Raw genomic sequence first — 25,679 nt, forward strand, 5'->3', positions numbered from 1 at the left:
AACTCAGTCCTTCTTGCGATTGACCTGTCTGGCAAGCCAGACGGCCTCGCGCAAGAACTGGCGGATGGGTTTGGCGGGATAGCCGGACCAGGTCTCGCCCGCCGGGATGTCAGCCAGCACGCCCGCACCGGCCGCGACCCGCGCGCCGTCGCCGATCGTTATGTGGTCGCCGATACCCGCCTTGCCGCCGAACATGACGTTGTCGCCGACGGTGCAGGAGCCGGAAATGCCCGTATGGGCGGCGATCAGGCAGTTGCGGCCGATAAGGCAGTTGTGGCCGATCTGGACCAGATTATCGATCTTGGTGTTCTCGCCGATGACCGTGTCGCCATAGGCGCCCCTGTCGATGCAGGTATTGGCGCCGACCGTCACGCCATCCTGCAAAATGACACGGCCCAGCTGCGGGATATCCACCGGCCCGCCGACGGCACCGGCCGCACCGAAACCCGCTTCTCCCACCCGCGCGCCGGCATAGATCTTCACCCGGTCACCGATCAGGGCGAAACCGATCGTCGCACCAGCGCCGATCAGGCAGTCTCGGCCGATCTGAACCCCTGCGCCGATCACGGTGTTGGCACCGATGCGAGTGCCGCGTCCGATCCGGGCGCCTGACCCGACGACGACGCCGGGTTCCAGGACGACGGTCTGGTCCTCGCAGGCGTCTTCCGCCCGAACAGCCTCCAGCGCCACGGGGCGATGCAGGTGCGCGGCGACGCGGGCCCAGGCCGCCTGCGGCTCGCGCGAGACAATGACGGCGGCGGAAGCCGGAGCGGCATCGACCGCGGATGGCGGCACGATCACGACGCCCGCGGCCGAGGCTGTCAGGGCGGCGGCGAACTTGCGATCCGCCATGAAGGCCACGGAACCGGCGTCCGCCGTCGCCAACGGAGACACGCGCGCGATGGTGACGTCCGAACGGCGAACGACCTCGCCACCCGTCAGGGCAGCGAGGTCGTCCAGGCCGAGCGGGGCCGACGTGGTGAAGAACCGGACGTCGGGCATCATGCCGAAAACCTACTGAGCCGCTTGAACGGGCACCGGCAGGCGGTTGAAGCTGAGCGTCGGCAGGGCGGTGTTCAGGCGTTCGATGACCGTGTCCGTCACGTCCATGGCGGGGTTGGCGATGAACACGCTTTCGCGGTCCAGCAGCAGTCCGCAACCGCGTTCCTGATAGACGGCGACCAGGATCGGCTCGACCGAGGCCGAGATCAGGCGGCGCTGTTCACCCAGGGTGTAACGCAGTTCGTCCTGGCGGGTCTGTTCCAGGGCCTGGGCCTCCTGGATACGCTGTTGCAGGGCCGTGCGGCGCGAACCGTCCGGATCAGCGGCCTGGCCACCCTGCTGCAGGGCGGTGATTTCCGTCTGGATCGACGTGCCATAGGGAGCGAGTTCGCCTTGAACTTCGGTCGCCAGCTGCTCCATGCGCGTCTGGACAGCCTGACCGACGGTCGACTGGGCCAGCAGGCGCTGGTTGAAATAGACGCAGACGCCGGGAATGACGGGTCCGGGGTTCTGGGGACCAGCGGTCTGGGCCGATGCGGCGTTGGGGGCGGCGATGGCGACGAAGGAGGCCAGGGCGACAGCGCCGAGAGCGAGGAGTTTCATGGGTAACCTTATGAAGGCCGAATTGGCCCGGCTTAGAACTGGGTGGAAGTCGAGAAGCGGAACGTTTCAGTGCGGTCGTAGTCTTCGGAACTGAGGATCTTGGAGAAGTCGAACCGGATCGGCCCGACGGGGGCCTTCCAGTGCACGCTGAGTCCCACCGAAGCGCGAAGCGACAGGTCATCGGCGACACAGGCATCGCCGATCTGGGCGTTGGGCGGACAGGCGCTGGACAACCCGGTCGTCGCATTCAGCGTATAGCGATCGTCGAGCACGCCGAGTGTACCGACGTCTGCGAACAGGGACGTCTTGATGCCGTACTGCTCCGGCAGGCCGTTGGGCAGGGTCAGCTCCACGCTGCCGACGGCGTAGAAGTTACCGCCCAGGGCGTCGTTCGTGGCCAGATCCCGTGGCCCCATGCCGGCGTTCTCGAACCCGCGGAACGTGTTGCCGCCCTTGAAGAAGCGATCGTTGATGCGGATCGCATCGCCGGCCCAGCCAGAGACATAGCCCGCCGAACCGGTGACGGTCACGATCCAGCTCGGCGTGACGCCGTAATAGATCGACGATTCGACCTCGGTCTTCACATAGTTCACGTCGCCGCCCAGACCGGCGACGTCCTGGCGCAGGGATCCGGTCCAGCCTCGCGTCGGGCGGACCGGGTCGTTCCGACGATCCACCAGCAGGGTGTAGCCGACCGAGGAGTTCAGCGACGCCCCGATCTGTTCGCACAACGCCGCTGACCCTTGCCCGCCGCCCGAGCAATAGCCCGTCGGGACGATGATCTCGTCGTCCTTGATGAAATATCGCGTGGCCAGACGGCTGTAGCCGTTCAGCGGATAGGTCAGACGCAGACCCGCGCCGGTGGAGCGATAGTCGAACGAGGACTCGGTCTGGAAGTCATAGCGAGAGTGGAACAGGTCGAAGCCCGCCCCGATGTCGCGACCCAGGAAGCGCGGTTCAGTGAAGCGGAAGTCGATCTGCTGGCGGAGCGATCCCCATTCCACACGGGCGACCACGTTCTGGCCCCGTCCGCGGAAGTTGCGTTCCGAGATGCCCAGGTTGACGACGAAGCTGTCGACCGAGCTGAAACCCGCGCCGACCGAGAGTTCGCCGGTGGGCTGTTCCTGGACGTTGACGTTGACCACCGAGCGGTCGGGCGCGGAACCGCGCTCCTCCTCGATCGTCACGTCCTTGAAGAAGCCCAGCCCGCGAAGATTGTTGCGCGACCGCTCGACCAGGGTGCGATTGAACGCGTCGCCCTCGGTCAGAAGCAGTTCACGACGGATCACGGGATCGATGGTGCGGGTATTGCCGATGATGTTGATGCGATCGACGTAGACGCGCTGACCTTCGGTTATGTTGAAGGTCACATCGACGGTGTCTGTATCGGGATTGGCCCGATAGGTCGGATTGATATCGACGAAGGCGTAGCCGGCAGACCCGGCCGCGAACGTCAGAGCATCGACCGACGTCTCGATCTTGTCGCTCTCATACAGATCGCCGCTCTGGATCGGCAGCAGCAGCTTCAGGAAGTCGGCGTTCAGACGATCGTTCTGGGTCACCACGTCGATGGTGCCGAAATTGTAGCGATCGCCTTCATCGACCGTCAGCGTCATGCCGAAGGCGCTGTCATCCGGCGTCAGTTCGGCGACCGCCGAGGTGATCCGGAAGTCATAATAGCCCCGGTTCGTGTAGAACTTGCGCAGCTGCTCGCGATCGTAATCCAGGCGGCCGGGATCGTAGTTGTCGTTCTTGGTGAACAGGCGATACCAGGCCGATTCCTTGGTCACCATGACCTCGCGCAGCTCGGAATCCGAGAACGCCTGGTTGCCCAGGAAGGTGATGGCCTGGACGCCGGTTTCGGGGCCCTCGTCGATCTCGAAGACGACGTCGACGCGGTTCTGTTCCAGCTGCACCAGCTTGGGGGTGACGGTCGCCGAGATCCGACCGGACAGGCGATAGAGTTCGATCAGCTTGCCCACGTCTTCCTGCACCCGGGCCCGGGTGTAGATGCCACGCGGAGAGATGGTGACCTCTTCGCGCAGCTTCTTTTCGGCGATCGCGCTGTTCCCCTCGAACACCACCTGGTTGATGATGGGGTTCTCGACGATGCGGACCACCAGGTCGCCGTTCTCCTGCAGGCCGATCTGCACGTCGGCGAACAGCTGGGTGCGCGTCAGGGTGCGGATGGCGACGTCCAGGATGACCGGGTCGATGGTGTCGCCGGGCTGGATCGGCAGATAGGACAGGACCGTCGTCTGATCGATCCGCTGGTTGCCCTGCACCAGGATGCGGTTGACCACACCGGTCTCGGTCGGCGGCGCGGTCGGGGCCTGGCCCGTCGCCTGGAGGGTGCCGGGCTGGACGTTCGGGGCCGGCGGGACAGCCGACGGCGCGGTCTGGGCGAGCGCGGGCCCACCCGCCATCAGCGCGATCAGGCTGACGGTGGCGACGAAACCGCCTCGCAAAGTTCTGTCGGCCGGAGTGTTGGCGGCGCGCGGGTCGTTCAGGATCATTCGGGAAACCAAAAAGGGCTGGCGTCGGCTCACGAGACGAGCCCGCCCAGGAATTTGAACAGGTTCAACTTCTGCAGGTCGTTCCAGGTCGCGAACAACATCAAACCCGCCAGCAAAGCAAGACCGACCCGATACCCCGCCTCCTGAACGCCGGCCGCCACGGGTTTTCTCGCCACAGCCTCATAGGCGTAGAAAACCAGATGACCACCGTCCAGAACCGGGATGGGCAACAGATTTAGAAAGCCGATTCCGATCGAAAGTATGGCGGCAAAGCTCGTCATCGTCAGAAGCAGATTGATGGCGATGGCCAACGGGTCGGGATTGGCGGCCACCGCCGCATTGGTCAGGGCCCCCGACGCCTTGGCGATACCCAGAGGGCCGCTGAGCTGATCGCCGTTCTCACGGCCGGAGAAGATGCGACCCAGATAGGTCAGCGTCGTGCCCAGGATGTCCCCCGTCTCGCGGACGCCCTGCCCCACGGCCTCGATCGGATTATAGCGGATATGGCGGGTTTCGGCCGGCGTTGAGGTCAGCGAAAGACCGATCGTGCCGACATTGACCCGGCCCGCGATGGGATCGGTCCTGGCCGTCCGAACCGGAACTGCTACGACTTCGATCGGCCGGCCGACGCGTTCGACGGTGAAGCGGATGGCGTCGCCGCTCGACAGATTGACCTTGCGAACGACCTCTCCGGCGTCGCCGACGGGCCTGCCGTTCATCGCCGTGATCAGATCGCCGTCGAGGAAGCCGGCGGCGGCGGCGGGCGAACCAGGCTGGATGTCAGTCACGCGCGCGGGACGAAGATCGACGCCGACCAGCGAAAACAGCACCGTGAATATGGCGATCGCCAGAATGAAGTTCGACACCGGCCCGGCGGCGACGATCAGCATGCGCTGCCAGATGGGCTTGAAGTGGAAATAGTCCCGCTCGGCCCCCACGCCCTGCTCGGCGACGATCTCGCGCCGCAGCGTATCCAGGCCCCGACTGTCGGGCACGCTGGACGCATCCATGTCGCCAGAGAACTTTACATAGCCGCCCAGCGGCAACCAGCCGACCCGCCATTCGACGCCATGGCGATCCGTGCGGCTGAGGATCGCCTTGCCGAAGCCGATGGCGAACCGGTCGATCTTCACCCCAAAATAGCGCGCGACCAGAAAGTGACCCAGTTCGTGGATCGTGACGATGAAGGTCAGCACCAGCAGGAACGGCACGACGGTCATCAAGACCTGGGTCAGGGCGTTCAGCATTCGCTCGTCGTCTCCCACCGTGCCGCGCGCGACACGCCCTCAGGCAGCGATCGCCATGTCCTGGACGATCCCGATCGCCAGACGACGGGCATCCGCATCCAGGGCCAATGCCCCCGCGCACGCGTCGTCGTAACCGGAAATCGGCCCCGCCTTCGTCATCCGATCAAGCGTTTCGGCGATGACTGCGGCAATATTGAGAAAGGCCAGACGCCGGTCAAGAAAGGCCAGCGCCGCGACCTCGTTGGCCGCGTTGAAGATGGTCGGCGCACCCACCCCCGCCTCCAGGGCTTCGCGTGCCAGCCGCAGCGCCGGAAACCGCTCCGTATCGGGCCTTTCGAAAGTCAGACGGCCCAGCGCGGCCAGGTCCAGGCGCGGCGCAGGCCACGCCAGCCGCTCGGGCCAGGCCAGGGCGCAGGCGATGGGCGTGCGCATGTCGGGCGGCCCCATCTGGGCCAGGGTCGATCCGTCGATGTATTCGACCAGGCTGTGAATGATCGATTCGGGATGGACCACGACGTCGATCCTGTTCGCCGGCATGCCGAACAGATAGGCCGCCTCGATCATCTCCAGGCCCTTGTTGGCCATGGTGGCGCTGTCGACGGAGATCTTGGCCCCCATGCTCCAGTTGGGGTGGGCGACGGCCTGTTCGGGCGTCATCGAGGCCATCGCCTCGCGCGATGTGGTGCGAAACGGGCCGCCCGACGCGGTCAGGATCACGCGCGCCACCTGCTCCGGCGTTTCGGCCGGGAAAACCTGAAAGATGGCGGAGTGTTCGGAATCGACGGGGATCAGTCTCCCGCCGCTGGACTGGACGCGTTCGATCAGGCTGGACCCGCAGCAGACCAGACTTTCCTTGTTGGCCAGGGCGAGCGTGGCTCCGGTCGCCGCCGCCGCCCAGGCCGACTTCAGCCCGGCCGCCCCGACGATGGAGGCCATCACCAGATCGGTGGGCCGTGTCGCGGCCTCGATCACAGCCTGCTCGCCCGCCGCGACCGCAATGCCGGTGCCCTCCAGCGCATGGCGCAGCGCTTCCAGCCTGGCAGGATCGGCCGTCACGGCGACCTCGGGCCGCCAGCGCCGGGCCTGTTCGGCCAGCCGTTCGATATTGGCTCCGCCGGTCAGCGCGACCACCTGAAACTCGGCCGAACCGGCCGCCTGCCCATGTTCCATCAGGTCCAGGGTCGAGGTGCCGACCGAGCCGGTTGACCCCAACACGCTGACGCGCCGCCGGATCACGCCGCCCGCTCCAGAAGCAGCACGCCCAGCCGCCCGGCCGCCACCACGACGATGGCGAACATCAACCCGTCGACGCGGTCCAGCAGCCCGCCGTGGCCCGGGATCAGCTTGCCCGCGTCCTTGACGCCGAACCGCCGCTTCAGCGCCGACTCCCACAGATCACCCGCCATGGTCGCCAGCGCGCCCGCCAGCCCCAGCGCGCCCCCCCAGACAACGGTCAGCGGACCCATGTCCAGCCAGGCTGCGATCGCCGCGCCGGCGACCACCCCGGCCAGCAGGCCGCCGAGGAAACCGGACCAGGTCTTGTTGGGTGAAAAGCGCGGCCACAGCTTGGGTCCGCCCAGCAGGCTGCCGAATACATAGGCGGCGATGTCGGACGCCCAGGTCACCGCCAGCACGAACACGGTCCAGTGCAGGCCCGAGGCATCATCGGCCTGTCCGTTGCGCAACCAGATGACCAGCACCGCCGGCCAGCCGAGATACAGAACGCCATAGGCCGCATCCAGCGCCTCCTGCCCCCTTGCCCGCGCATAAAGCGCAGCGGCGGCGGCCCCAAACACCAGCAGAACCAGCGACAACGAAAGCTGATGCGCATGAACGGTCAGGATCGCGCAAAGAAGGGCCAGAAACACGGCCGTGCCGGTCGCGCGCCAGGCCTTGGGCGCGCTCATCATCGCCCATTCGGCAGACAACAGGCCGACGGCCGCGATCAGCAGGGCCAGGAACCACGGCCCCCCGGCCCAGGTGGCCACACCGGCCGCCGGTGCCAGAACGATCGCAGAAGCCGCGCGAAGCCCGATGTCGCGCACCCGCATCGCCATCAGCCGACCGCGAGCGCGGGGGCGACGGTCACCGCGCCGAAGCGCCGGTCGCGCGCGCGATACTGCTGCACCACGTCGGCCAGGGCCTTCGGCCCGTAGTCGGGCCACAGAACGTCCTGGTAGATCAGCTCCGCATAGGCCGCTTCCCACAAGAGGAAGTTCGACAACCGTTGCTCGCCCGAGGTCCGCACGATGGCATCGACCGGCGGCGACCCTGCCGTCGACAACCCGGATCCCAGCATGTCTTCGTCCAGGGGACCCGTCGCCTGTCCGGCCAGAACGCGCTCCACGTGAGCCTGGGCCGCATCGACGATATCGGCCCGGCCGCCATAGTTGAAGGCGACCTGCAACAGGAACCGGTCGTTATGCGCCGTCGTGCGCTCGGCGCGTTCGATGATGGCGTCGATGTCGCTGGGCAGGCCCGTGCGCCGCCCGAGAACGCGGACCCGCACCCCTTCACGCGCCAGTCGGTTCAGGTCGCTGGATACATAGGATCGGACCAGACCCATCAGGTCGGACACCTCTTCGACCGGTCGACGCCAGTTCTCGGTCGAGAAGCCGAACACCGTCAGGCATTCGATGCCGAAATCCGGTGCCGCCTGCACCGTGCGCTTCAGGGCCTGGACGCCCTCGCGATGGCCCATGGCGCGCGGCAAGCCCCGGGCCTGCGCCCAGCGGCCGTTGCCGTCCATGATCAATGCGACATGCCGGGGCCCGATCTCAGAGGCTGGCAGACCGCCGGGTTGGGCCGTCATCGAATATCCGTTCTGTCGAGGTGAGAGGAGGCCCTCAAACCTGCATGATCTCAACTTCCTTGGTCTTCAAGGTCTCGTCGATACGCTTGATGGCCGCATCGGTGTCCTTCTGGACCTCGGTTTCCATCTTTTTCTGGTCGTCCTGACTGATCTCGCCCGCCTTCTCGGCCTTCTTCAGGTCGTCGTTGGCGTCGCGGCGCACGTTGCGGACGGCGATCTTCTGCTGCTCGGCATACTTTCCGGCCAGCTTGGCCAGCTCGCGACGGCGTTCCTCGGTCAAGGGCGGCACGGGGATGCGCAGGGTCTGGCCATCGACGATGGGGTTCAGTCCCAGACCCGCCGCGCGGATGGCCTTCTCGACCGGCCCGACCATCGACTTGTCCCAGACGCTGACCGAGATCATCCGCGGTTCGGGCACGCTGATCGCGGCCACGGCGTTCAGCGGCGAGGAAGAGCCATAAGCCTGCACCTGCACCGGATCCAGCAGCCCGGCATTGGCGCGGCCTGTCCGCAGGCCCTGGAACTCCTCCTTCAAGGAGGACACGGCGCGGTCCATGCGGTCGCGATAGGTCTTCAGATCGGGCTTGGCCATTTGGGTCTCCTGAATTCGTTTCTTGTCAGGCCGAAACGGGAAGGTCGCTGATCACAGTGAACGTTCCCTTGCCTTTCAGCACCTTGCGCAGCGAATCTTCCTCGCGGATCGAGAACACCACGATCGGGATGCCACTCTCGCGCATCAGGGCGATGGCGGCGGCATCCATGACCTTCAGGTTCTGGGTCAGAACGTCCTGATAGGTCAGATGCTCGTAGCGGGTGGCCGACTTGTCCTTCTTGGGGTCCGCCGAATAGACGCCGTCCACCGACGTGCCTTTCAACAGGGCATCGCAGCCCATCTCGGCGGCCCGCAGCGCGGCGGCCGTATCGGTGGTGAAGTATGGATTGCCGGTCCCGGCGGCGAAGATCACCACGCGACCCTTCTCCATGTGCCGCACGGCGCGACGGCGGATATAGGGTTCGGCGATCGCGGCCATGGGGATGGCGCTCTGCACCCGGGTCTGGACGCCGATCTTTTCCAGCGCGTTCTGCATGGCCAGGGCGTTCATGACCGTGGCCAGCATGCCCATGTAGTCGGCGCTGGCCCGCTCCATGCCGGCGGCCGCGGTCGACAGGCCACGGAAGATGTTTCCGCCGCCGATGACCAGGCAGATTTCGGTCCCGCCCTTGGCCACCTTGGCGATGGCCTGGGCGACGGTGTCGACCGTGTCCATGTCGATGCCGAAGCCTTGGTCCCCCATCAGAACCTCGCCGGAGACCTTCAGCAGCACCTTCTTGTATTTCGGGGCACTGTCAGCGGGCATGGCGGTCTCGTTCAGCGGGAATCGACGATGCCTTATAGACGAAGGGCGCGCCCGGCTTCAAAGCCGAACGCGCCCCAATCGTCACGAATGCGTCGAGCTTAGCCTTGCGGGGCCATCATCGAGGCGACTTCCGAGGCGAAGTCCGGTCCTTCAACCTTCTCCACGCCCTCGCCCAGCGCCAGACGGACGAAGCCGGCCAGGTGCAGGCCGGGCGCGCCCAGTTCCTTGCCCGCGTCGGCGACCAGCTGTTCGATGGTCACGTCGGGGTTCATGACGAACGGCTGCTTGGTCAGCACCACGTCCTTCTGGAACTTGTTGATCTGGCCCTCGACGATCTTGGCGATCATGTTCTCGGGACGGCCCTCTTCCTTGGCCTTTTCGGTCAGGACCGAGCGTTCCTTCTCGATCGCGGCCGGATCCAGGTCGTCGGTGTTCAGCGACAGGGGCGCGGTCGCCGCGACGTGCATGGCGATCTTGCGGCCCAGCTCGCGCAGAGCCGTCTTGTCGCCACCGCCGTGCAGGGCGACCAGCACGCCGATACGGCCCAGGCCCGGAGCCACGGCGTTGTGGACGTAGGACGCCACGACGCCCTCATCGACCGACAGGCGGGCGGCGCGACGCAGCTGCATGTTCTCGCCGATGGTCGCGATCATGTTGGTGACCTCGGCCTGAATGGTGTTGCCGTTTTCCAGCTCGGCGCCGTGCAGCGCCTCGACAGTGTGATGCTCCAGGCCCTTCTGGGCGAAGGCCTTGGCGGCGTTCTGGAACAGCTCGTTGCGGGCGACGAAGTCGGTTTCCGAGTTGAACTCGATGGCGGCGCCGACTTCGCCCTTGCCGTCTTCCTTGGAGGCGACGGCCACCAGGCCCTCGGCGGCGACGCGGTCGGCCTTCTTGGCGGCCTTGGACAGGCCCTTGGCGCGCAGCCAGTCGATCGCGGCGTTGATGTCGCCGTCGGTTTCCTGAAGCGCCTTCTTGCAGTCCATCATGCCCACGCCGGACTTGGCGCGCAGTTCCATGACGAGGGCGGCGGTGATCTCGGCCATTTCTGGTCTCCTGAGGTCTTGAATGCGTGAGCGGCCGGGCTTGGATTAGCCCGGCCGCATGTCAGATTTGCGGACGGTCCGGTGTGCCGGACCGAACGATCAGGCTTCGGTCTTCTCGGCTTCGGCGGCCGGGGCCTCGGCGGCAGGCTCTTCGGCAGGCGTCTCTTCGCCCGAAGCGGCCAGCATTTCCTCGGCGACAGCCTCGGTGCCCGCAGGCGCTGCATCGGCGTCAACCGGGGCAGAGGCCTCGGCCAGCATCGGTTCGACGGGGTTTTCCATCGCTCCCAGGTCGACGCCCGAGTTGGCGGCGCCGGCGGCTAGGCCGTCCAGGACGGCGTCGGCGATCAGGTCGCAATAGGTCTGGATGGCGCGCGCGGCGTCATCGTTGCCCGGGATCGGATAGGTGATGCCGTCGGGATCGGAGTTGGTGTCCAGGATCGCGATGATCGGGATGTTCAGCTTGCGGGCTTCCAGGATCGCGATGGCTTCCTTGTTGGTGTCGATCACGAACATGATGTCGGGGATCGAACCCATGTCGCGGATGCCGCCCAGCGACAGTTCCAGCTTTTCCTTTTCGCGGGCCAGGTTGACCAGTTCCTTCTTGACCCGGCCTTCGCCGCCGCGCTCCAGAATGCCCTCCAGCTCGCGCAGACGCGCGATGGAGCCCGAGACGGTCTTCCAGTTGGTCAGGGTGCCGCCGAGCCAGCGGTTGTTCATGTAGTACTGGGCGCAGCGCTTGGCAGCCTCGGCGACGGGCTCCGCGGCCTGGCGCTTGGTGCCGACGAACAGGACGCGGCCACCCTTGGCGGCGACTTCGCGCACGGCCACCAGCGCCTGGTGGAACAGCGGCATCGTCTGCGACAGGTCGATGATGTGGATGTTGGAGCGCGAACCGAAGATATAGCGTTCCATCTTCGGGTTCCACCGGTGCGTCTGGTGGCCGAAGTGAGCGCCTGCCTCGAGCAGGGTGCGCATGGAGAAGTCTGGCAGAGCCATTGGGAAAGTCCTTTTTCCGATTATTCCGCCGCAGACGGTGAAAGGACCAAATGGTCCCTCGGAACGGAGCGTCCGGGATGTCTCCCCGAACACGCCACGCCTGCGTGTGAAGTGGGCGGCGATATAGGCGGGTTGGGGGGATAAGGCAAGGCGGGTGTGGGTTGGGGCCATTATGCGCGCCGCGACACCCTCTGCATTTCGCGCTAGGGTCGCATCATGCGCATCATAGTTCTTTTGCTCTTGATCCTTTTCAGCGCCGGCTCGGCGGCCGCACAGAACGTTCCGTCGCCGCCGAGCGATCCTGTGCTTGGTGCCCGGCTTGTCGAGGGCGTCGCCACAGCGGATCGCCTCTGGCTCAGAAACGCAACCGGGGCCGTGGTCGTCTTCGACCGGTCCGACGGCGAGCGGCGCATTGTCGTCGAGCAAGGCGCTGCGGACTTGCTACGCGACTCCGGTCGAACCCTAGTGCTCCAATCGGATGGCGGGACGCCGAACCGGTTCCTGGTGAGGGATGCGGAAGCGAACCAATCCCTTACGCCTTCGCTTCGGGCGGATGCTCTCGGCCTACTGCGGGTCGGTCCGGACTGGGTCATTGTCACCCAGGACGCCCTTTACCGCAGCGACGGGGGGCAGTGGCACCGGCAGGCGATCGAAGGCTTCGGGCGTCATTTTGGCGTCATGACCATGGCCTCAACGCCTGACGGGTCGATCTATATCGGCTTCAATCAGGGAGAATGGGGCGGCGGACTGTGGCGGATCGCGCCAGGCTCCTCGAGGCTGGTCGAGGTTCGCAAGGTCGATGACAATCCGTGCGACGGCCCGCTTGCGGCTGAGTGCGATCCGATCACCGGTCTGGTTCCCGACGTTGATCATGCCGAATGTCTTCTGGCATCCATCGGCCTGTCCCACATGCTGTCTCACGGTCGCGTCATGCGAGTCTGTGGTGATGAGGCAACCCTAGTATTTAGTCGCGAACTGGACGGTCCTCCGGATTCTATCGGGGTGCTCTCCCACAGCACATGGCCGTTGTTCGGACTTGCCCCGACGCCGGACGGCTGGTTCGCGATCGCGCCGGGGAAGGTGTTCGTTTCGGGTGGCGGCGAGGTGGAGACCTCGGACATGCCCGAAGCCGAGCCCTTCGCAGGCATCCAACTCTCGCAGGTCGGCCTAGTTCTAATCCTAGCAACGGATGTTAACTGGGGCATGTCGCTTAGCGGCTATACGCCGATGCTCGTCGCGGTCACCGACTAGAAAGTCATTGGATGCGGGTGGCCGCGTCGCGAAGGACTATCAGTCGGCTCAATCTAACCACACATCGAAGATTTTCCCAGCAGGTTGGTTTATCATGCCCCATCGGCCAGCCGCAGGCTGAAACCAACGACAAACGGAACCCTGCGACGAAGAAGGGCGGCCTCTCTCGAGACCGCCCTCCTCCAGCCTGAGCTGTCGTCCAGACCTACATCGCGTCGAGCAGTTCCTGGGCGCGGTCGCGGTGCATGGTCACCTTGGGGATGACCTCGGTGGCCAGGGCGGCAAGGCCCGGCGTCTCGGTGTGGTCCTTGAAGCCGTTCAGCAGGGTCAGGGCCTCGTTGTGGGCGGCCACCTGCTGGGTCAGGAAAACCCGGTCGAAATCGGCGGGGGCCGCCGCGTTCAGATTGTCGATCAGGCCCTGACGACGCTCGTCCAGCCCGGTCGGCAGGGGCGTGTCGGCGGCTTCGGTCGGGGCGACGGTCTTCAGCTTGGCGGTCGAGGCGGTGTGGTCGGTCTTGATCATCCCGGCCAGTTCCTTGACGCCCGCATTGCTGGACTTGGCGTTGGCGATGTCGGCGGCGGCCAGTTCATACATGTCGGATGTCGCAAGCGCGGTGACGAAGCCACCGGCCGTGTTGGCCCCCAGCGTCGCGGCCGAGGTCTGGCCGACAGGCGCGGACATGGCGTCCTGGGTCGCGTTGACGGCGGCGGCGGCATCGTCGGCGGGGTCATTCGACTGGCTGCAGGCCCCCAACAGGGCGAGTGCGGCGGTGCCGACAAGAAGCATTCGGGTCATGGGTGTCTCCTTCATGGCGTTGAAGGCCAAACCCGGATGCGACGCGCCCGTTCCTGTGTCCACTATCCGACACAGGCGGATGGTCTCAGGCCTTGGGCTTGGACTGGGAGGCGATGATGGCGGCGAAGGCGGCGAGCATCGACCCCGCAACGGCCACGAACACGGGCGACCCCTCATCCTTGACGATCATCCAGACGGCGAGCGCGATCAAGGCGAGCGATCCGCCCAGCATGATCCCGACCAGCAGGCGCAGGGTGGAGGCGGAAGGCTTTTCGGACATGAGCGACCCCAGGGTTAAGCGTCACCATATCTGACGGTTTCGCGGGTCGGGGCAAGCGGATTTGGGATCAGTTCGCCTGTGCGAGCGCGACCAGCGCCCGGTCCATCGCCTCCAGCGCCGAGCCCGCCGTCGAGGGACGGTCGTTGGCATAGATGGCGAACACCAGCGTCCGCCCGCTGGTCGCCGTCAGGAATCCGGCCAGGGCAGTGACGCCGTTCAGCGTGCCCGTCTTGGCGAACACCTTCCCCTCCAGCGGCGTGCCGACGAAGCGACGGAGCAGCGTCCCATCCCGCCCGCCGACCGGCAGGGTCGCCCGCCACGCCTCGCCCCAGGGCTGATGCATCGACCACAGCAGGAAGGTCGTCACGGCGCGCGGCGTGACGCGGTTGTAGGCCGACAGGCCGGACCCGTCGTACAGGTCGAACGTCCCGCGCGGCACGCCCGCCGTCGCCATCACGGCCTCGACCTGGCTCAGGCCGTCGGCGCGGGAGCCTGTCCCCTCCAGCAGGCCCAGCCGGCGCAGCATCAGTTCGGCGTGCAGATTCTGGCTGAACTTGGCCGTGCGGGTCAGGGTGGCCAGCAGCGGCGGCCGCGCCAGATGCGCCACCTCCGCGCCGTCGTTCCCGGCCCGCCTAGCGTTTTCATCCGCCAGCGTACGCGACCGGTGACGCGAACGAACCTCTCCCTCGACCGTCACGCCCCTTGCTTCCAGAAGACGCCGGAAGCGCCGCGCCGCCGTCAGGGCCGGGTCATCCAGCCCGACCCGCAGGCTCGCCATCGTGCCCCCGAGCGGCATCCGGCCATCCAGCCGAACCCCCTCCTGTCCTGGCCGTCGCTCCAGTCTCAGATCGGCGTCGCCGTCCGCGGTCGTCACCGCGCCGATCTCGATCGGTTGCAGATCGTCGCCCGCTCGCCAGGTCGCCTGCACGGCTGCGCCGACGGCCGCACCAGGGGTGACCTCCAGAACGACGACATTGTCGTTGACCGTCAGGGCTGAGACGGCGGCGCCAAAGGACTCCTGCATGTCCTCCCAGCTCCAGCCGGGACCCCATCGCTCGTCGGGATACAGCCCATCGTCGCCGATAACGTCGCCGACACGCCGGACCCGCGTGGCCGTGGCGTCCGCGAGTTCCGACAGGCAATCGGCGACGCAAGCAGGTCCGTCGCCGAGCTGGGCATCGCCCGCGCCGATCAGCACGACATCTGCAGCCCCACCTTGCGAGCGCTCTTCCAGCCGGACAGAGGTCCCGTTCAACGCACCGGGCGCGTCGAGATCGTCCAGAAGGGCGAAGGCGGCGGCCGTGGTGAATATCTTGGTGTTGGACGCTGGAATGAACCTCTGGTCGGCGTTCAGGGCGATGACCGGTTCGCCCTCGGCGGTCACCGCCATCAGGCCCCAACGGGTCCCCGCCAGGGCGGGTTCGTCCAGAATGGCCCGAACGGCTGAGGGTGGCGTGCCGGTGAATCCATTCACCGAGGCGCACCCGCTCGCCGAAATGGCCACGGCCGCGATCAGCGACCACAGGGCCGCCATCCAGGCGGCCCGGCGCATCAGGCGTCTTCCAGCATCAAGACGCCCGGCGCGGATTTCAGCGCACCCCTGAGCGCCCCGTCCAGCCGGTAGCGGCCGGGCAGCCGCATCTCGACCTCGCGGCGTCCGTCCAGCGAGGCGATCAGGGTGATCTCCCCGCCCTTGCTGGGTGCCGTCGCCCGCGCCAGCCGCGCCTGAATGGCCGCCGGATCGGTCGTCCGCGCCGAGACGTGAACCCGCAGACCGACGGAGGCGTCGTCCACCAGCGTCTCCAGCCGTGAACAGTCGTCGCCGAAGAACCGCACCTCTCCGTCCGAGGACTTGGCGCGGACCCGCACCATCAGGGCCGAGCCCACCTCCAGCAGGTCCCTGCATTTCCTCAGTTGTTCCGGCGGGAACAGGCATTCGAACTCGCCCGTCGGATCCGAGAAGGTGACGAAGGCGAACTTTTCGCCCGACTTGGCGCTGGCCCGTTCCTGACGGCGACGCACGACGCCGGCCATCATGAAGGCGTCGTGGCCCTGCTCCGCCCGCTGCACCGCCTCGGCGACGAAGGTCACGCGCTTGCGGCGCAGCGCCCCTTCCATGTCCTCCAGCGGGTGGCCGGACAGGTAGAAGCCGACCGCCGACAGTTCCTGATCCAGCCGTTCGGGCCCGACCCAGGGCTCGACCGCCTTCAGCCGTGGCCGAGACGCCCCGGCCTGATCGGCCCCGAACAGCGACACCTGCGACGAGGTCCGATCCGCCGCCACGCTCTGGCAATAGGCCATCAGGGTGTCGGCCTGTTCGAACAGCTGACGCCGGTTGGGGTGGATGCTGTCGAACGCCCCGGCCTTGGCCAGACCCTCCAGCGCCCGCTTGTTGACGGCGCGCGGATCGACCCGCTCCAGGAAATCGAAGATGTCGGCGAAACGCCCGCCCGTCTCGCGCACCTCGACGACGTGCTTCATCGCCTCCAGCCCCACGTTGCGGATGGCCCCCAGCGCATAGAGCACCGCGCCGGCCCCCTCCTCCCAGGTCACGTCGAAGTCGGCCGAGGACGCGTTCACGTCGGGCGCGCGCACCGGCACGCCGAACTTCCGGGCGTCCTGATAGAAGACCGCCAGCTTGTCGGTGTTCGACACGTCCAGGCTCATCGAGGCGGCGAAGAACTCCACCGGGTGGTTCGCCTTCAGCCAGCCCGTCTGATAGCTGATCAGGGCATAGGCGGCGGCGTGGGACTTGTTGAAGCCATAGCCCGCGAACTTTGCCACCAGCTCGAAGATGCCGTCGGACTGCTGCTCGGGCACGGACTTCTCGGAGGCCCCCTTGATGAAACGCGCCTTCTGGACGTCCATCTCCTCCTTCTTCTTCTTGCCCATGGCGCGACGCAGCAGGTCGGCCTCGCCCAGGCTGTAGCCCGCCAGGATCTGGGCGATCTTCATCACCTGCTCCTGGTAGATGATGACGCCATAGGTCTCCGACAGCGTCTCCTTCAGGCTGGGATGCAGGTAATCGACCTCGGCCCGGCCGAATTTCCGGTCGATATATGTGTCGATCATCTCCATCGGGCCGGGCCGATACAGCGAGATCAGCGCGGTGATCTCCTCGATCGAGCCGCAGCGCATCTTCCTCAGGGTGTCGCGCATCCCCTGGGATTCCAGCTGGAACACCCCGACCGTCTGGCCCGACGCCATCAGCTCATAGGTCTTGCCGTCATCCAGCGGCAGCAGGTTGAAGTCCTGCGCGGCCCCGCGTCGGCTCAGGTATCCGTGCGCCCGGTCCAGCACCGTCAGGGTCTTCAGCCCCAGGAAGTCGAACTTCACAAGACCGGCCGGTTCGACCCATTTCATGTTGAACTGGGTGGCCGGAATGTCGGAGCGCGGGTCCTGATACAGGGGCGTCAGCTCGACCAGGGGCCGGTCGCCGATGACGATGCCCGCCGCGTGGGTCGAGGCGTTGCGGTACAGCCCCTCCAGTTCCAGCGCCGTCTCCAGCAGGGTCGCCACGGCCCGGTCGGCGTCGCGCGCCTCCCTCAGGCGCGGTTCGATCTCGATCGCCTGGGCCAGGGTCGTCGGATTGGCCGGGTTGTTCGGGATCATCTTGGCCAGGCGATCGACCTGTCCCAGCGGCATCTGCAGCACCCGGCCCACGTCGCGCAGCACGGCCCGCGCCTGCAGCGTGCCGAAGGTGATGATCTGGGCGACCCGGTCCTTGCCGTATCGCTCCTGGACGTAGGTGATGACCTCCTCGCGCCGCTCCTGACAGAAGTCGATGTCGAAGTCGGGCATGGAGACCCGTTCGGGGTTCAGGAACCGCTCGAACAGCAGGCCGAACCGCAGAGGATCCAGATCGGTGATGGTCAGGGCCCAGGCGACCAGCGACCCGGCCCCGGACCCCCGGCCCGGTCCCACGGGAATCCCGTGCGCCTTGGCCCATTTGATGAAGTCCGACACGATCAGGAAATAGCCGGGGAAGCCCATTTGGGTGATGATCCCGACCTCCCACTCCAGCCGGGTCCAGTAGTCGGCCTCGGGCGCGGAGGGCGTCACCAGCTTCAGCCGGGCCTTCAGACCCTCGCGGGCCTGGTGCATCAGCTCTTCGGGCTCCGACCGTCCGTCGCCGGCATCAAAGCGCGGCAGGATCGGCGGATGGGTCTTGACCAGGAAGGCGCAGCGACGCGCGATCTCGATGGTGCTGTCGCAGGCCTCCGGCAGGTCGGCGAACAGGGTCCGCATCTCCGCCGCCGTCTTGAAGAAATGCTGGTCGGTAATGCGGCGGCGATCCTCCTGACCGGTGAAGGCTCCGTCGGCGATGCAAAGCAAGGCGTCGTGCGAACGCGCCTGCTCGCGCCGCGCGTAATGGACGTCGTTCGTCGCCACCAGCGGCACGTCGTGGCCATAGGCCCAGTCGACCAGACCCCGTTCCGCCGCTGCTTCGTCCGGCAGCCCATGCCGCTGCAACTCGACATAGAAGCGGTCGCCGAATGCCTCGGTCATCGCCGCCAGGGCCTTGGCGCCCTCGGCCGGCTTGTTCTGCACGAACAGCGGATCGACAGGCCCGTCCGGCCCTCCGGACAGCAGGATCAGCCCCTCGGACAGCTCCGCGACCCGGCTCCAGGCCACATTGGGTTCCTCATCCCCGGCCAGCAGATAGGCCTCCGACGACAGAGCGCACAGATTCCGCCACCCCGCTTCGTTCTGGCAGATCAGGACGATGGTCGGCACCTTGGCCCAGCGTTCGGTCCGCTTGCCGCCGATGCCCGTCACCGGCAGGGCACAGGCGATCAGCGGCTGGACCCCCACCGACTTGGCGGCCTCGGAGAACTCCAGCGCCCCGAACAGATTGACCCGGTCCGCGACGCCCACGGCCGGCATCCCCGTGTCCGCCGCCAGTTTCCCGACCTTGCCCGCCTTGATCGCGCCTTCCAGCAGCGAATAGGCCGAGCGGACCCTCAGATGGACGAAACCGGACTGTTGGGGGCTGTCGGAGATGGCCTGAACCTCGATGTCAGGCCGGAGGCGACTCATCTCGCCAACAGGGCGACCTGCCAGACCATCCAGACAAAGCCGCCGCACGATGCAAGCGACAGAGTTTCCCGAACCACCCGTGTCATCGCCTTATCCCCAGATTGCGTGTTCTGGTATTGTTCTATGTTGGCTTTTTGTTCTCGTCAACAGCCTGTGGCCCGCGCGCTGTGGAAAGGTCTATGATGCCGCTATCGCATCGCCCGCCCGGCGGTGCCCGTCTGGAGGACCGGCCATGGCCAAGGGTCAAGTGAAGTCGAACAAGGAAAAGCGGAAGCCCAAGGCCGAGAAGGCCAAGCCGGCCGTGTCGGTGGGGACCTCGCCGTTCACCCAGCCGCCCGGGAAGAACTGACCCCTACCCCCGCGAGCGTTCGACCGTATCCACGCTCGGATTCGCCCTCAGCGCGGCCATGATGCTGGTGGCGTGTTTCGCATCCGCCACCTCGACGTCCAGGTCGACGTCGAAGAAATCCGACTGTCGGTGGGCCATCTTCAGGTTCAGGATGTTTCCGCCGGCTTCGCCGATGACCGTCGCGACCTGGCCCAGGACGCCGGGCGCGTTCTTGATCGTGGCGCGCAGCCGGGCGGTGCCGACCGCGCCCTGCTCGGCCTGGGGCGTCCATTGCAGATCCTGCCAGACGCTGTCGTCATCGGCGAAGTCGGCCAGCTTCTGGCAGTCGATGACGTGGACGGTCAGGCCCTTCTCGGGCTCCAGTATCCCGACGATCCGGTCGCCCGGCACCGGTGTGCAGCACGCTCCGAAATGGATGCTGACCCCGGGCGTCAGGCCGCCGCCGCGCACGAACATCCGGGCCTTGTCGTCGGCGATCCTGCGGCGCTCCTGACCCGTATTCAGCGTCCCCTTCAGGGCCGGGAACAGCATCTCGACGACCCTGTTGGCCGGGATGCGCCCCCGGCCGATGGCGTCGAACAGGTCTTCCTGCGTCCCCGTGGCCAGGGTCTCGACCACAGATTTCAGCGAGACTTCGGACAGCGACTTGCCGACCCGCGTCAGGGCCTGCTCCAGCGTCGTCTTGCCCAGTTTGTAGAACTCGTCCCTCTCCGAGGATCGGATGTGGCGGCGAATGGCGGAGCGGGCGCGGCCGGTGACGGTCAGGCTGCGCCAGTCGGCGGGGGCCTCTCGCTTCTTGCCGCGGATGATCTCCACCACGTCGCCGTTCTGGAGCGCGGTGCGCATCGGCTTCAGCTCGCCGTTGATCTTGACGCCGACGGCCGTGTCGCCGACCTCGGTGTGAACCGAATAGGCGAAGTCCAGAGCCATGCCGCCGCGCGGCAGGGTGATCAGCGTCCCCTTGGGCGTGAAGACGAACACCTGATCCAGGTACATCTCCAGCTTGGCGTGCTCGACCCAGTCCTCGCCCCCCTCCCCGTGCTCGATCACCTGGACCAGGTGGCGCAGGTTCTGCAGCGGGTCGCGCCCGCCGTCCTTCTCCATCGCCTCCTGGTCGAAGCCATAGGACTTGTTCTTGTAGGCCCAGTGCGCGGCCACGCCGTCCTCGGCCACCCGGTCCATGGCCTCGGTGCGGATCTGCATCTCGATGCGCAGGCCGGCGGGACCCACCACCGTGGTGTGCAGCGAGCGATAGTTGTTCGACTTGGGCGTGGAGATGAAGTCCTTGAACCGTTCGGGCACCATCGGCCACGCGCGGTGGATGACGCCCAGTGCGCGGTAGCAGTCGTCCTCGGCCTCGACCAGGACGCGGAACCCATAGATGTCGGACAGGGCCGAAAAGCCGACTGACTTCCTCTGCAGCTTGCGCCAGATCGAATAGGGCGTCTTCTGGCGGCCATAGACGCGGGCCTTGATCCCCGCCTCGGTCAGCACGCGCTGGAATTCGGCCGCCACGGTCTCGGTGGCCCCGCCATGCTCCAGCTTCAGCGCCTCCAGCCGCCGCTCGATGGCGGTCCGGGCCGTGGGGTTCAGGTGCTCGAACGCCAGTTCTTCCAGCTCCGATGCGATGGAGTGGATGCCGATCGACCGGCCCAGCGGCGCATAGACCTCCAGCGTCTCGCGACTGATCCGCTCGCGCTTCTCGGGCTTGACGTATTTCAGCGTCCGCATGTTGTGCAGACGGTCGGCCAGCTTGACCAGCAGCACCCGCACGTCGCGGCTGATGGCCAGGATGAATTTGCGCAGGTTCTCCGCCTGCCGCGTATGCTCGGCCTGTAGCTCCAGCCGGCTCAGCTTGGTCACCCCCTCGACCAGGACCGCGACCTCCTCGCCGAACATGCGGGCGATGTCGTCGCGCGTCGCCGAGGTGTCCTCCACGACGTCATGCAGCAGGGCCGTGACGATGGTCGCCGTATCCAGCTTGTAGTCCGTCAGGATGCCCGCGACCTGGATCGGGTGGGCGAAATAGGGATCGCCCGAGGCCCGCAACTGCGAGCCGTGCATCTTCATCGCATAGACATAGGCCCGGTTCAGCAGGGCCTCGTCCGCAGTGGGGTCATACGCCTTGACTGCCTCGATCAGCTCGAACTGGCGCAGGACAGGAACGCGTTTCGCCGCCTGCGTTTCCACGGGCGGCGAAGCAATGTCATTGGCAATGATCGTTGTCGGCGGGGTCTTGCCGGACCGCGCCGGGAGTATCGTGATACCGGTGGCGGGTTCCGCCGTCAGTACCGTTCCTCCTGCCCGCCGTCCCGATCGCTCTGCAGGGCGCGGATCAGTTCGGCCTCGGCCATGTTCATGTGCTGCGGCTCGGCCAGCAGACCGACGATTTCCGCCTCGTCCTCGGCTTCGGTACGCTCGTCGACGCGCTGCAGGGCGACCACGACGGTCTCCAGCAGTTCGTCCGGCACTACGGTTTCCTCGGCGATCTCGCGCAGGGCCACGACCGGGTTCTTGTCGTTGTCGCGATCCAGCGTCAGCGGCGCGCCGTTGGCGATCGCGCGGGCGCGGTTCCCGGCCAGCAGGACCAGGCCGAACCGGTTCGGCACCTTCTGGATGCAATCTTCGACAGTGACGCGAGCCATGAATTACCTCGGGCGGGGGGAGAACCGCGTTGCATACAGATGGGGAGGCGTTTGTGCAACGCCACAGGGGCGGATTTGGGGCGATCAGGCCACAGGGCGTGCATCCACCCCCACCGTCGTCGCCTTGGCCAGCGATCCCGCCGTCCCGCCCACCACCGGATGCACCCAGTACGGCGCGATCTCCGCCAGCGGCCCCATGACGAACAGCCGATCCGCCGCGCGCGGATGCGGCAGGATCAGGCCCTCGCAGTCGCCCTGTTCCCGCCCATAGGCGATCAGGTCCAGGTCCAGCGTACGGCGCGCGTTCGGCACGGTGCGCCGACGCCCGAAGGCCTCCTCGATCCGACCCAGCGCCGCCATCAGGGCGTGGGGGTCGTGCGCCGTGCGGACCCTGACGACGCCGTTCAGGAAGGGCGGATCGGTCGGATCGGGCCAGGCCTGCGATGACCACCAGGATGATCGGGCCATCACATCGATGCCCTCGGCCCGGAACCGCGCCAGGGCCGCCTCCAGCGCCTCGCGGCAGTCGGCCCAGACCCCCTTGTCATTGCACCCCAGGGCGACGAAGACGGCCTCGTCCAGGCTCTGGGGCGCGTCCATATTGACGAGGTCCGCGTGGGAGTCCGGGGTCGATATTTCCGAGGGGATTGCCATGACGTCCTATCCGACCGACCGCCTCGCCGTCTTCATCGACGGGGCGAACCTGTATTCAACGGCCCGGGCGCTGCACGCCGATCTGGATTTCAGCAAGATGCTGGCCGACCTCCGGCAGCAGGGCCGCCTGATCCGCGCGCACTATTACACGGCGGTGATCGAGGGCGAAGAGTTCTCCTCCATCCGGCCCCTGGTCGACTGGCTGGGCTACAACGGATTCTCGGTCGTCACCAAGCCGGTCAAGCGCTTCACCGATGCCCAGGGGCACACGAAGATGAAGGGCAATATGGACATGGAGATCGCCGTCGACATGCTGGAGATGGCCCCGCATATGGACCACGCCATCCTGTTCTCGGGCGACGGCGACTTCCGTCGGGTGGTGCAGGCGGTTCAGGCTAGGGGTGTGCGGGTCACGGTCGTCTCGACGATGAAGAGCCAGCCGCCGATGATCGCCGACGAACTGCGCCGTCAGGCGGATTCCTATATCGATCTGGCCGACCGGCTGGAGGACTGGGGGCGGCCGAAGACCGTGTCGCCCACCCCCACTGTGCGCACCTTCGATCGCGATGCGACCTGAGCCGGGCTACGACCGATTCTGGCATGGGTCTCTGCTATGACCACCAGACCGTGAACGGCGCCACCCCGATCCATTGGAGAAGAAGAAGTCACTTTTTCTGACTCCACGACTCCCATTCGCGCTTTCGGATGACACCGACACCATGACCCCCGAACCACCCCGCGACTGCCCCCTTTGCCCGCGCCTCGTCGCCTACCGCGAGGAGAACCGGCGTCAGAACCCCGACTGGTGGAACGGCCCGGCCCCCTCGTTCGGCGACCCGGACGCGCGGCTGCTGGTGGCGGGCCTCGCACCCGGGCGCACCGGGGCCAATCGGACCGGCAGACCCTTCACCGGCGATGGCGCGGGCTGGATCCTGTACGAGACCTTGATCAAGACCGGCTTCGCCACCGGCACCTATGACGCGCGGCCCGACGACGGCCTGACGCTGATCGACTGCATGATCACCAACGCCGTGCGCTGCGCCCCGCCACAGAACAAGCCCCTGCCGATCGAGGAGGCGACCTGTCGTCCCTTCCTGAAGGCCCGGCTGGACGCCTTGCCCCGTCTGAAGGTCATCGTGACCCTGGGCGACGTCTCGCGGCGCAGCGTGCTGAAGGCCCTGGGCCTGCCCGGATCGGCCATGGCGTCGGGCCACGGTGTAGAGGCTGAATTGGGCGGCTACACCCTGTTGAACAGCTTCCACTGCTCGCGGCTGAACACGAACACCGGCCGCCTGACGCCCGAGATGTTCGAGGCGATCTTCCGCCGCGCCCGCGCCCTTATGGACAACGGCTGATTCACCTCGCCCATCGGGCGACTGTTGTTCGCCGGACACACGAATCAGAGCCGTTCGGGTGTATGAAATCCGGGCGGAACCCACCCGCGTAGCTTGCGTTGAAATCTCGCCTTGGGAGGGGCAGATCCATGCGTAACAAGCCTTCGTTCTTCACCGCAGCCGAACGTCGGATGGGCCTGCTGGCCCTGCTCGCGGCTGTCGTTCTGACCCTGACGATCATGGTCGCCGAACGATCCTTCGCACCGTCGCTGGGCATCTACGGATCGAACGCACCGACGATGCAGATGCCGAACGTGATCGACGCCACGCCGCTCAGCCGCGCGGCCTGATCTAGCCCCGGTCGCGCAGCAGACGGGCCTTGTCGCGGGCCCAGTCGCGGTCGGCCGAAGCCTCACGTTTGTCGTGCAGCTTCTTGCCCTTGGCCAGGGCGATTTCCAGCTTCGCCTTGCCGTCGTCGTTCAGATACAGCTTCAGCGGGATGATCGTCTGCCCGTCCTTCTGGACCGCTCCGATCAGCCGGTCGATCTGCTTCCTGTGCAGCAACAGCTTACGCGGCCGGCGCGGCTCATGGTTGAACCGGTTGGCCTGGACATAGGGCGGGATGTCGGCGTTGATCAGCACGATCTCGCGCCCCTCCACCGCCGCATAGCTCTCGGCGATATTGGCCCGGCCCATCCGCAGCGCCTTGATCTCGGTGCCCAGCAGCATGATCCCGGCCTCGATATTGTCCTCCAGGAAATAGTCGAACCGCGCGCGCCGGTTCTCTGCGATCACCTTGGCCTTGGTGATCGGGGCTTTCGCGGTCGCTGCCGCCTTCTCCTTCGAGGTCGCCATCAGTGGATCCCGGCCGCCGACAGGGCCGCATCCACGATCGCCCGCGCCGCAGCCGACGTCGGCACCAGCGGCAACCGAACCTCCTCGCCGCAAAGCCCCAGCTTCGACAGCGCGTATTTGGTCGGCGACGGCGAAGCGTCCGCGAACAGCCCCCGGTGCAGGCCGATCAGCCGATCCTGCCAGGACCGTGCCGTGGCCGGGTCGCCCGCCTGAACCGCGTTGTACAGCGCCACCATTCCCTCTGGCGCGACGTTCGACACCACCGAGATCACACCGTGCCCGCCGTTCGCCAGATAGCCCAGGAAGCTGGCGTCATCGCCCGAGATCAGGTCGAACTGGCCGCTGATGTTCGCTCGCATCCAGCTGACCCGGCCCATGTCGCCGGTCGCGTCCTTGATGCCGACGATGTTCGGATGCCCGGCCAATTCGGCGACCGTCGTATCCGCCAGATCGACGCCCGTCCGGCCCGGTACGTTGTAAAGCAGGACCGGCAGCTGCACGGCTTCCGCGATCGCTTCGAAATGCGCCTTCAGGCCCGCCTGTGACGGCCGATTGTAATAGGGGGTGACGACCAGCGCACCGTCGGCCCCGACGGTCTTGGCATGGCGGACCATGTCGATCGCCTTGTCGGTCGCGGACGATCCCGCGCCCGCGATCACCCGCACCCGACCGGCGGCCATGCGCACGCACAGCTCCACGACGCGTCTGTGCTCGTCCAGCGACAGGCTGGCGCTTTCGCCCGTGGTGCCCATCGGCACGACGCCGTGAACCCCGGCGGCGATCTGGCGTTCCAGCAGCGTCTCGAAAGCGGCTTCGTCCACGTTTCCGTCACGAAGTGGTGTGATCAGGGCGGTGATCACGCCCTTGAACAAGGGGGCGGTCATTGAAACAAGTCTAC

Annotated in this window: 25 protein-coding genes; 5 read left to right on the plus strand and 20 right to left on the minus strand. The window is 66.5% G+C overall.

Annotation, left to right across the window (positions count from 1 at the left end; genetic code table 11):
- Window positions 1-3: 3 nt before the first annotated feature.
- The 11 genes from lpxD to rpsB all read right to left on the minus strand — a co-directional run bounded on the left by lpxD (window position 4) and on the right by rpsB (window position 11,577).
- Window positions 4-1,002, minus strand: coding sequence for a UDP-3-O-(3-hydroxymyristoyl)glucosamine N-acyltransferase (gene lpxD / locus AC1DW4_RS11210; RefSeq protein ID WP_477017539.1), 999 nt, complete (start codon window positions 1,000-1,002; stop codon window positions 4-6).
- A gap of 12 nt (window positions 1,003-1,014) precedes the next feature.
- Window positions 1,015-1,605, minus strand: a complete 591-nt coding sequence (locus AC1DW4_RS11215; protein WP_477017348.1) for an OmpH/Skp family outer membrane protein — start codon at window positions 1,603-1,605, stop codon at window positions 1,015-1,017.
- 32 nt (window positions 1,606-1,637) lie between these two features.
- Complete coding sequence (gene bamA, locus AC1DW4_RS11220; protein ID WP_477017349.1) at window positions 1,638-4,121, minus strand: outer membrane protein assembly factor BamA; 2,484 nt, start codon at window positions 4,119-4,121, stop codon at window positions 1,638-1,640.
- A gap of 29 nt (window positions 4,122-4,150) precedes the next feature.
- Window positions 4,151-5,368 carry a M50 family metallopeptidase gene (locus AC1DW4_RS11225; protein ID WP_477017350.1) on the minus strand — a complete coding sequence of 406 codons (1,218 nt, stop codon included), beginning with the start codon at window positions 5,366-5,368 and terminating at the stop codon, window positions 4,151-4,153.
- 39 nt (window positions 5,369-5,407) lie between these two features.
- On the minus strand, window positions 5,408-6,604 hold the full coding sequence (gene dxr, locus AC1DW4_RS11230; RefSeq protein ID WP_477017351.1) for a 1-deoxy-D-xylulose-5-phosphate reductoisomerase: 1,197 nt from the start codon (window positions 6,602-6,604) through the stop codon (window positions 5,408-5,410).
- Complete coding sequence (locus AC1DW4_RS11235) at window positions 6,601-7,425, minus strand: phosphatidate cytidylyltransferase (RefSeq protein ID WP_477017352.1); 825 nt, start codon at window positions 7,423-7,425, stop codon at window positions 6,601-6,603. Before AC1DW4_RS11235 ends, dxr begins: the two co-directional genes overlap by 4 nt.
- The gene (gene uppS / locus AC1DW4_RS11240) at window positions 7,425-8,180 is read right to left on the minus strand and encodes a polyprenyl diphosphate synthase (protein WP_477017353.1); all 756 of its coding nucleotides are present in this window, start codon (window positions 8,178-8,180) and stop codon (window positions 7,425-7,427) included. The genes AC1DW4_RS11235 and uppS overlap by 1 nt, the downstream gene beginning before the upstream one ends.
- Before the next feature lie 34 nt (window positions 8,181-8,214).
- Complete coding sequence (frr, locus tag AC1DW4_RS11245; RefSeq protein ID WP_209320968.1) at window positions 8,215-8,772, minus strand: ribosome recycling factor; 558 nt, start codon at window positions 8,770-8,772, stop codon at window positions 8,215-8,217.
- A 25-nt stretch (window positions 8,773-8,797) separates the two neighbouring features.
- On the minus strand, window positions 8,798-9,538 hold the full coding sequence (pyrH, locus tag AC1DW4_RS11250) for a UMP kinase (RefSeq protein WP_477017354.1): 741 nt from the start codon (window positions 9,536-9,538) through the stop codon (window positions 8,798-8,800).
- A gap of 98 nt (window positions 9,539-9,636) precedes the next feature.
- Window positions 9,637-10,581, minus strand: coding sequence for a translation elongation factor Ts (tsf, locus tag AC1DW4_RS11255; RefSeq protein ID WP_477017355.1), 945 nt, complete (start codon window positions 10,579-10,581; stop codon window positions 9,637-9,639).
- Window positions 10,582-10,680: 99 nt separating this feature from the next.
- Complete coding sequence (rpsB, locus tag AC1DW4_RS11260) at window positions 10,681-11,577, minus strand: 30S ribosomal protein S2 (RefSeq protein ID WP_477017356.1); 897 nt, start codon at window positions 11,575-11,577, stop codon at window positions 10,681-10,683.
- A 216-nt stretch (window positions 11,578-11,793) separates the two neighbouring features.
- On the opposite strand from rpsB, the gene AC1DW4_RS11265 reads away from it, so the two are divergent.
- Window positions 11,794-12,828, plus strand: a complete 1,035-nt coding sequence (locus tag AC1DW4_RS11265) for a hypothetical protein (protein WP_477017357.1) — start codon at window positions 11,794-11,796, stop codon at window positions 12,826-12,828.
- Window positions 12,829-13,033: 205 nt separating this feature from the next.
- On the opposite strand, the gene AC1DW4_RS11270 is transcribed toward AC1DW4_RS11265, so the two are convergent.
- From AC1DW4_RS11270 to dnaE, 4 genes are all read right to left on the minus strand, one after another.
- The gene (locus tag AC1DW4_RS11270; protein ID WP_477017358.1) at window positions 13,034-13,624 is read right to left on the minus strand and encodes a DUF4142 domain-containing protein; all 591 of its coding nucleotides are present in this window, start codon (window positions 13,622-13,624) and stop codon (window positions 13,034-13,036) included.
- 85 nt (window positions 13,625-13,709) lie between these two features.
- Window positions 13,710-13,904 (minus strand): hypothetical protein, encoded by a 195-nt coding sequence (locus AC1DW4_RS11275; RefSeq protein ID WP_477017359.1) that lies wholly within the window; start codon window positions 13,902-13,904, stop codon window positions 13,710-13,712.
- 67 nt (window positions 13,905-13,971) lie between these two features.
- Complete coding sequence (dacB, locus tag AC1DW4_RS11280; RefSeq protein ID WP_477017360.1) at window positions 13,972-15,456, minus strand: D-alanyl-D-alanine carboxypeptidase/D-alanyl-D-alanine endopeptidase; 1,485 nt, start codon at window positions 15,454-15,456, stop codon at window positions 13,972-13,974.
- Window positions 15,456-18,908: a DNA polymerase III subunit alpha gene (gene dnaE / locus AC1DW4_RS11285; RefSeq protein WP_477017540.1), complete on the minus strand. Its 3,453-nt coding sequence runs from the start codon at window positions 18,906-18,908 to the stop codon at window positions 15,456-15,458. The genes dacB and dnaE overlap by 1 nt, the downstream gene beginning before the upstream one ends.
- A gap of 268 nt (window positions 18,909-19,176) precedes the next feature.
- Between dnaE and AC1DW4_RS11290 the strand changes: the two genes are divergently transcribed.
- A complete protein-coding gene (locus AC1DW4_RS11290) occupies window positions 19,177-19,293 on the plus strand; it encodes a hypothetical protein (RefSeq protein ID WP_477017361.1) in 117 nt (38 codons plus the stop codon).
- 3 nt (window positions 19,294-19,296) lie between these two features.
- On the opposite strand, the gene AC1DW4_RS11295 is transcribed toward AC1DW4_RS11290, so the two are convergent.
- The 3 genes from AC1DW4_RS11295 to folK all read right to left on the minus strand — a co-directional run bounded on the left by AC1DW4_RS11295 (window position 19,297) and on the right by folK (window position 22,592).
- On the minus strand, window positions 19,297-21,483 hold the full coding sequence (locus AC1DW4_RS11295) for a RelA/SpoT family protein (protein ID WP_477017362.1): 2,187 nt from the start codon (window positions 21,481-21,483) through the stop codon (window positions 19,297-19,299).
- A 95-nt stretch (window positions 21,484-21,578) separates the two neighbouring features.
- Complete coding sequence (rpoZ, locus tag AC1DW4_RS11300; protein ID WP_477017363.1) at window positions 21,579-21,938, minus strand: DNA-directed RNA polymerase subunit omega; 360 nt, start codon at window positions 21,936-21,938, stop codon at window positions 21,579-21,581.
- An 84-nt stretch (window positions 21,939-22,022) separates the two neighbouring features.
- A complete protein-coding gene (folK, locus tag AC1DW4_RS11305; RefSeq protein ID WP_477017364.1) occupies window positions 22,023-22,592 on the minus strand; it encodes a 2-amino-4-hydroxy-6-hydroxymethyldihydropteridine diphosphokinase in 570 nt (189 codons plus the stop codon).
- On the opposite strand from folK, the gene AC1DW4_RS11310 reads away from it, so the two are divergent.
- The 3 genes from AC1DW4_RS11310 to AC1DW4_RS11320 all read left to right on the plus strand — a co-directional run bounded on the left by AC1DW4_RS11310 (window position 22,591) and on the right by AC1DW4_RS11320 (window position 24,276).
- Window positions 22,591-23,169, plus strand: a complete 579-nt coding sequence (locus AC1DW4_RS11310; RefSeq protein ID WP_477017365.1) for a LabA-like NYN domain-containing protein — start codon at window positions 22,591-22,593, stop codon at window positions 23,167-23,169. The two genes, folK and AC1DW4_RS11310, sit on opposite strands and share 2 nt — an antisense overlap.
- A gap of 142 nt (window positions 23,170-23,311) precedes the next feature.
- A complete protein-coding gene (locus AC1DW4_RS11315; protein WP_477017366.1) occupies window positions 23,312-23,947 on the plus strand; it encodes a uracil-DNA glycosylase in 636 nt (211 codons plus the stop codon).
- A gap of 128 nt (window positions 23,948-24,075) precedes the next feature.
- Window positions 24,076-24,276, plus strand: a complete 201-nt coding sequence (locus AC1DW4_RS11320) for a hypothetical protein (protein ID WP_477017367.1) — start codon at window positions 24,076-24,078, stop codon at window positions 24,274-24,276.
- A 1-nt stretch (window position 24,277) separates the two neighbouring features.
- Here the strand turns inward: AC1DW4_RS11320 and smpB are convergent, their stop codons facing one another.
- Window positions 24,278-24,781, minus strand: a complete 504-nt coding sequence (smpB, locus tag AC1DW4_RS11325; RefSeq protein WP_477017368.1) for an SsrA-binding protein SmpB — start codon at window positions 24,779-24,781, stop codon at window positions 24,278-24,280.
- Window positions 24,781-25,665: a 4-hydroxy-tetrahydrodipicolinate synthase gene (dapA, locus tag AC1DW4_RS11330; protein ID WP_477017369.1), complete on the minus strand. Its 885-nt coding sequence runs from the start codon at window positions 25,663-25,665 to the stop codon at window positions 24,781-24,783. The genes smpB and dapA overlap by 1 nt, the downstream gene beginning before the upstream one ends.
- Between the last annotated feature and the right edge of the window lie 14 nt (window positions 25,666-25,679).

The sequence above is a fragment of the Brevundimonas sp. P2_A6 genome, from assembly GCF_056404975.1.

Bases quoted from the DNA above. Each gene is read 5' to 3' on its own strand.
- lpxD (WP_477017539.1), bottom strand. From the start codon at position 1,002: ATGCCCGACGTCCGGTTCTTCACCACGTCGGCCCCGCTCGGCCTGGAC.
- AC1DW4_RS11215 (WP_477017348.1), bottom strand. From the start codon at position 1,605: ATGAAACTCCTCGCTCTCGGCGCTGTCGCCCTGGCCTCCTTCGTCGCC.
- bamA (WP_477017349.1), bottom strand. From the start codon at position 4,121: ATGATCCTGAACGACCCGCGCGCCGCCAACACTCCGGCCGACAGAACT.
- AC1DW4_RS11225 (WP_477017350.1), bottom strand. From the start codon at position 5,368: ATGCTGAACGCCCTGACCCAGGTCTTGATGACCGTCGTGCCGTTCCTG.
- AC1DW4_RS11235 (WP_477017352.1), bottom strand. From the start codon at position 7,425: ATGGCGATGCGGGTGCGCGACATCGGGCTTCGCGCGGCTTCTGCGATC.
- uppS (WP_477017353.1), bottom strand. From the start codon at position 8,180: ATGACGGCCCAACCCGGCGGTCTGCCAGCCTCTGAGATCGGGCCCCGG.
- frr (WP_209320968.1), bottom strand. From the start codon at position 8,772: ATGGCCAAGCCCGATCTGAAGACCTATCGCGACCGCATGGACCGCGCC.
- pyrH (WP_477017354.1), bottom strand. From the start codon at position 9,538: ATGCCCGCTGACAGTGCCCCGAAATACAAGAAGGTGCTGCTGAAGGTC.
- tsf (WP_477017355.1), bottom strand. From the start codon at position 10,581: ATGGCCGAGATCACCGCCGCCCTCGTCATGGAACTGCGCGCCAAGTCC.
- rpsB (WP_477017356.1), bottom strand. From the start codon at position 11,577: ATGGCTCTGCCAGACTTCTCCATGCGCACCCTGCTCGAGGCAGGCGCT.
- AC1DW4_RS11265 (WP_477017357.1), top strand. From the start codon at position 11,794: ATGCGCATCATAGTTCTTTTGCTCTTGATCCTTTTCAGCGCCGGCTCG.
- AC1DW4_RS11270 (WP_477017358.1), bottom strand. From the start codon at position 13,624: ATGACCCGAATGCTTCTTGTCGGCACCGCCGCACTCGCCCTGTTGGGG.
- AC1DW4_RS11275 (WP_477017359.1), bottom strand. From the start codon at position 13,904: ATGTCCGAAAAGCCTTCCGCCTCCACCCTGCGCCTGCTGGTCGGGATC.
- dacB (WP_477017360.1), bottom strand. From the start codon at position 15,456: ATGCGCCGGGCCGCCTGGATGGCGGCCCTGTGGTCGCTGATCGCGGCC.
- AC1DW4_RS11290 (WP_477017361.1), top strand. From the start codon at position 19,177: ATGGCCAAGGGTCAAGTGAAGTCGAACAAGGAAAAGCGGAAGCCCAAG.
- rpoZ (WP_477017363.1), bottom strand. From the start codon at position 21,938: ATGGCTCGCGTCACTGTCGAAGATTGCATCCAGAAGGTGCCGAACCGG.
- AC1DW4_RS11310 (WP_477017365.1), top strand. From the start codon at position 22,591: ATGACGTCCTATCCGACCGACCGCCTCGCCGTCTTCATCGACGGGGCG.
- folK (WP_477017364.1), bottom strand. From the start codon at position 22,592: ATGGCAATCCCCTCGGAAATATCGACCCCGGACTCCCACGCGGACCTC.
- AC1DW4_RS11315 (WP_477017366.1), top strand. From the start codon at position 23,312: ATGACCCCCGAACCACCCCGCGACTGCCCCCTTTGCCCGCGCCTCGTC.
- AC1DW4_RS11320 (WP_477017367.1), top strand. From the start codon at position 24,076: ATGCGTAACAAGCCTTCGTTCTTCACCGCAGCCGAACGTCGGATGGGC.
- smpB (WP_477017368.1), bottom strand. From the start codon at position 24,781: ATGGCGACCTCGAAGGAGAAGGCGGCAGCGACCGCGAAAGCCCCGATC.
- dapA (WP_477017369.1), bottom strand. From the start codon at position 25,665: ATGACCGCCCCCTTGTTCAAGGGCGTGATCACCGCCCTGATCACACCA.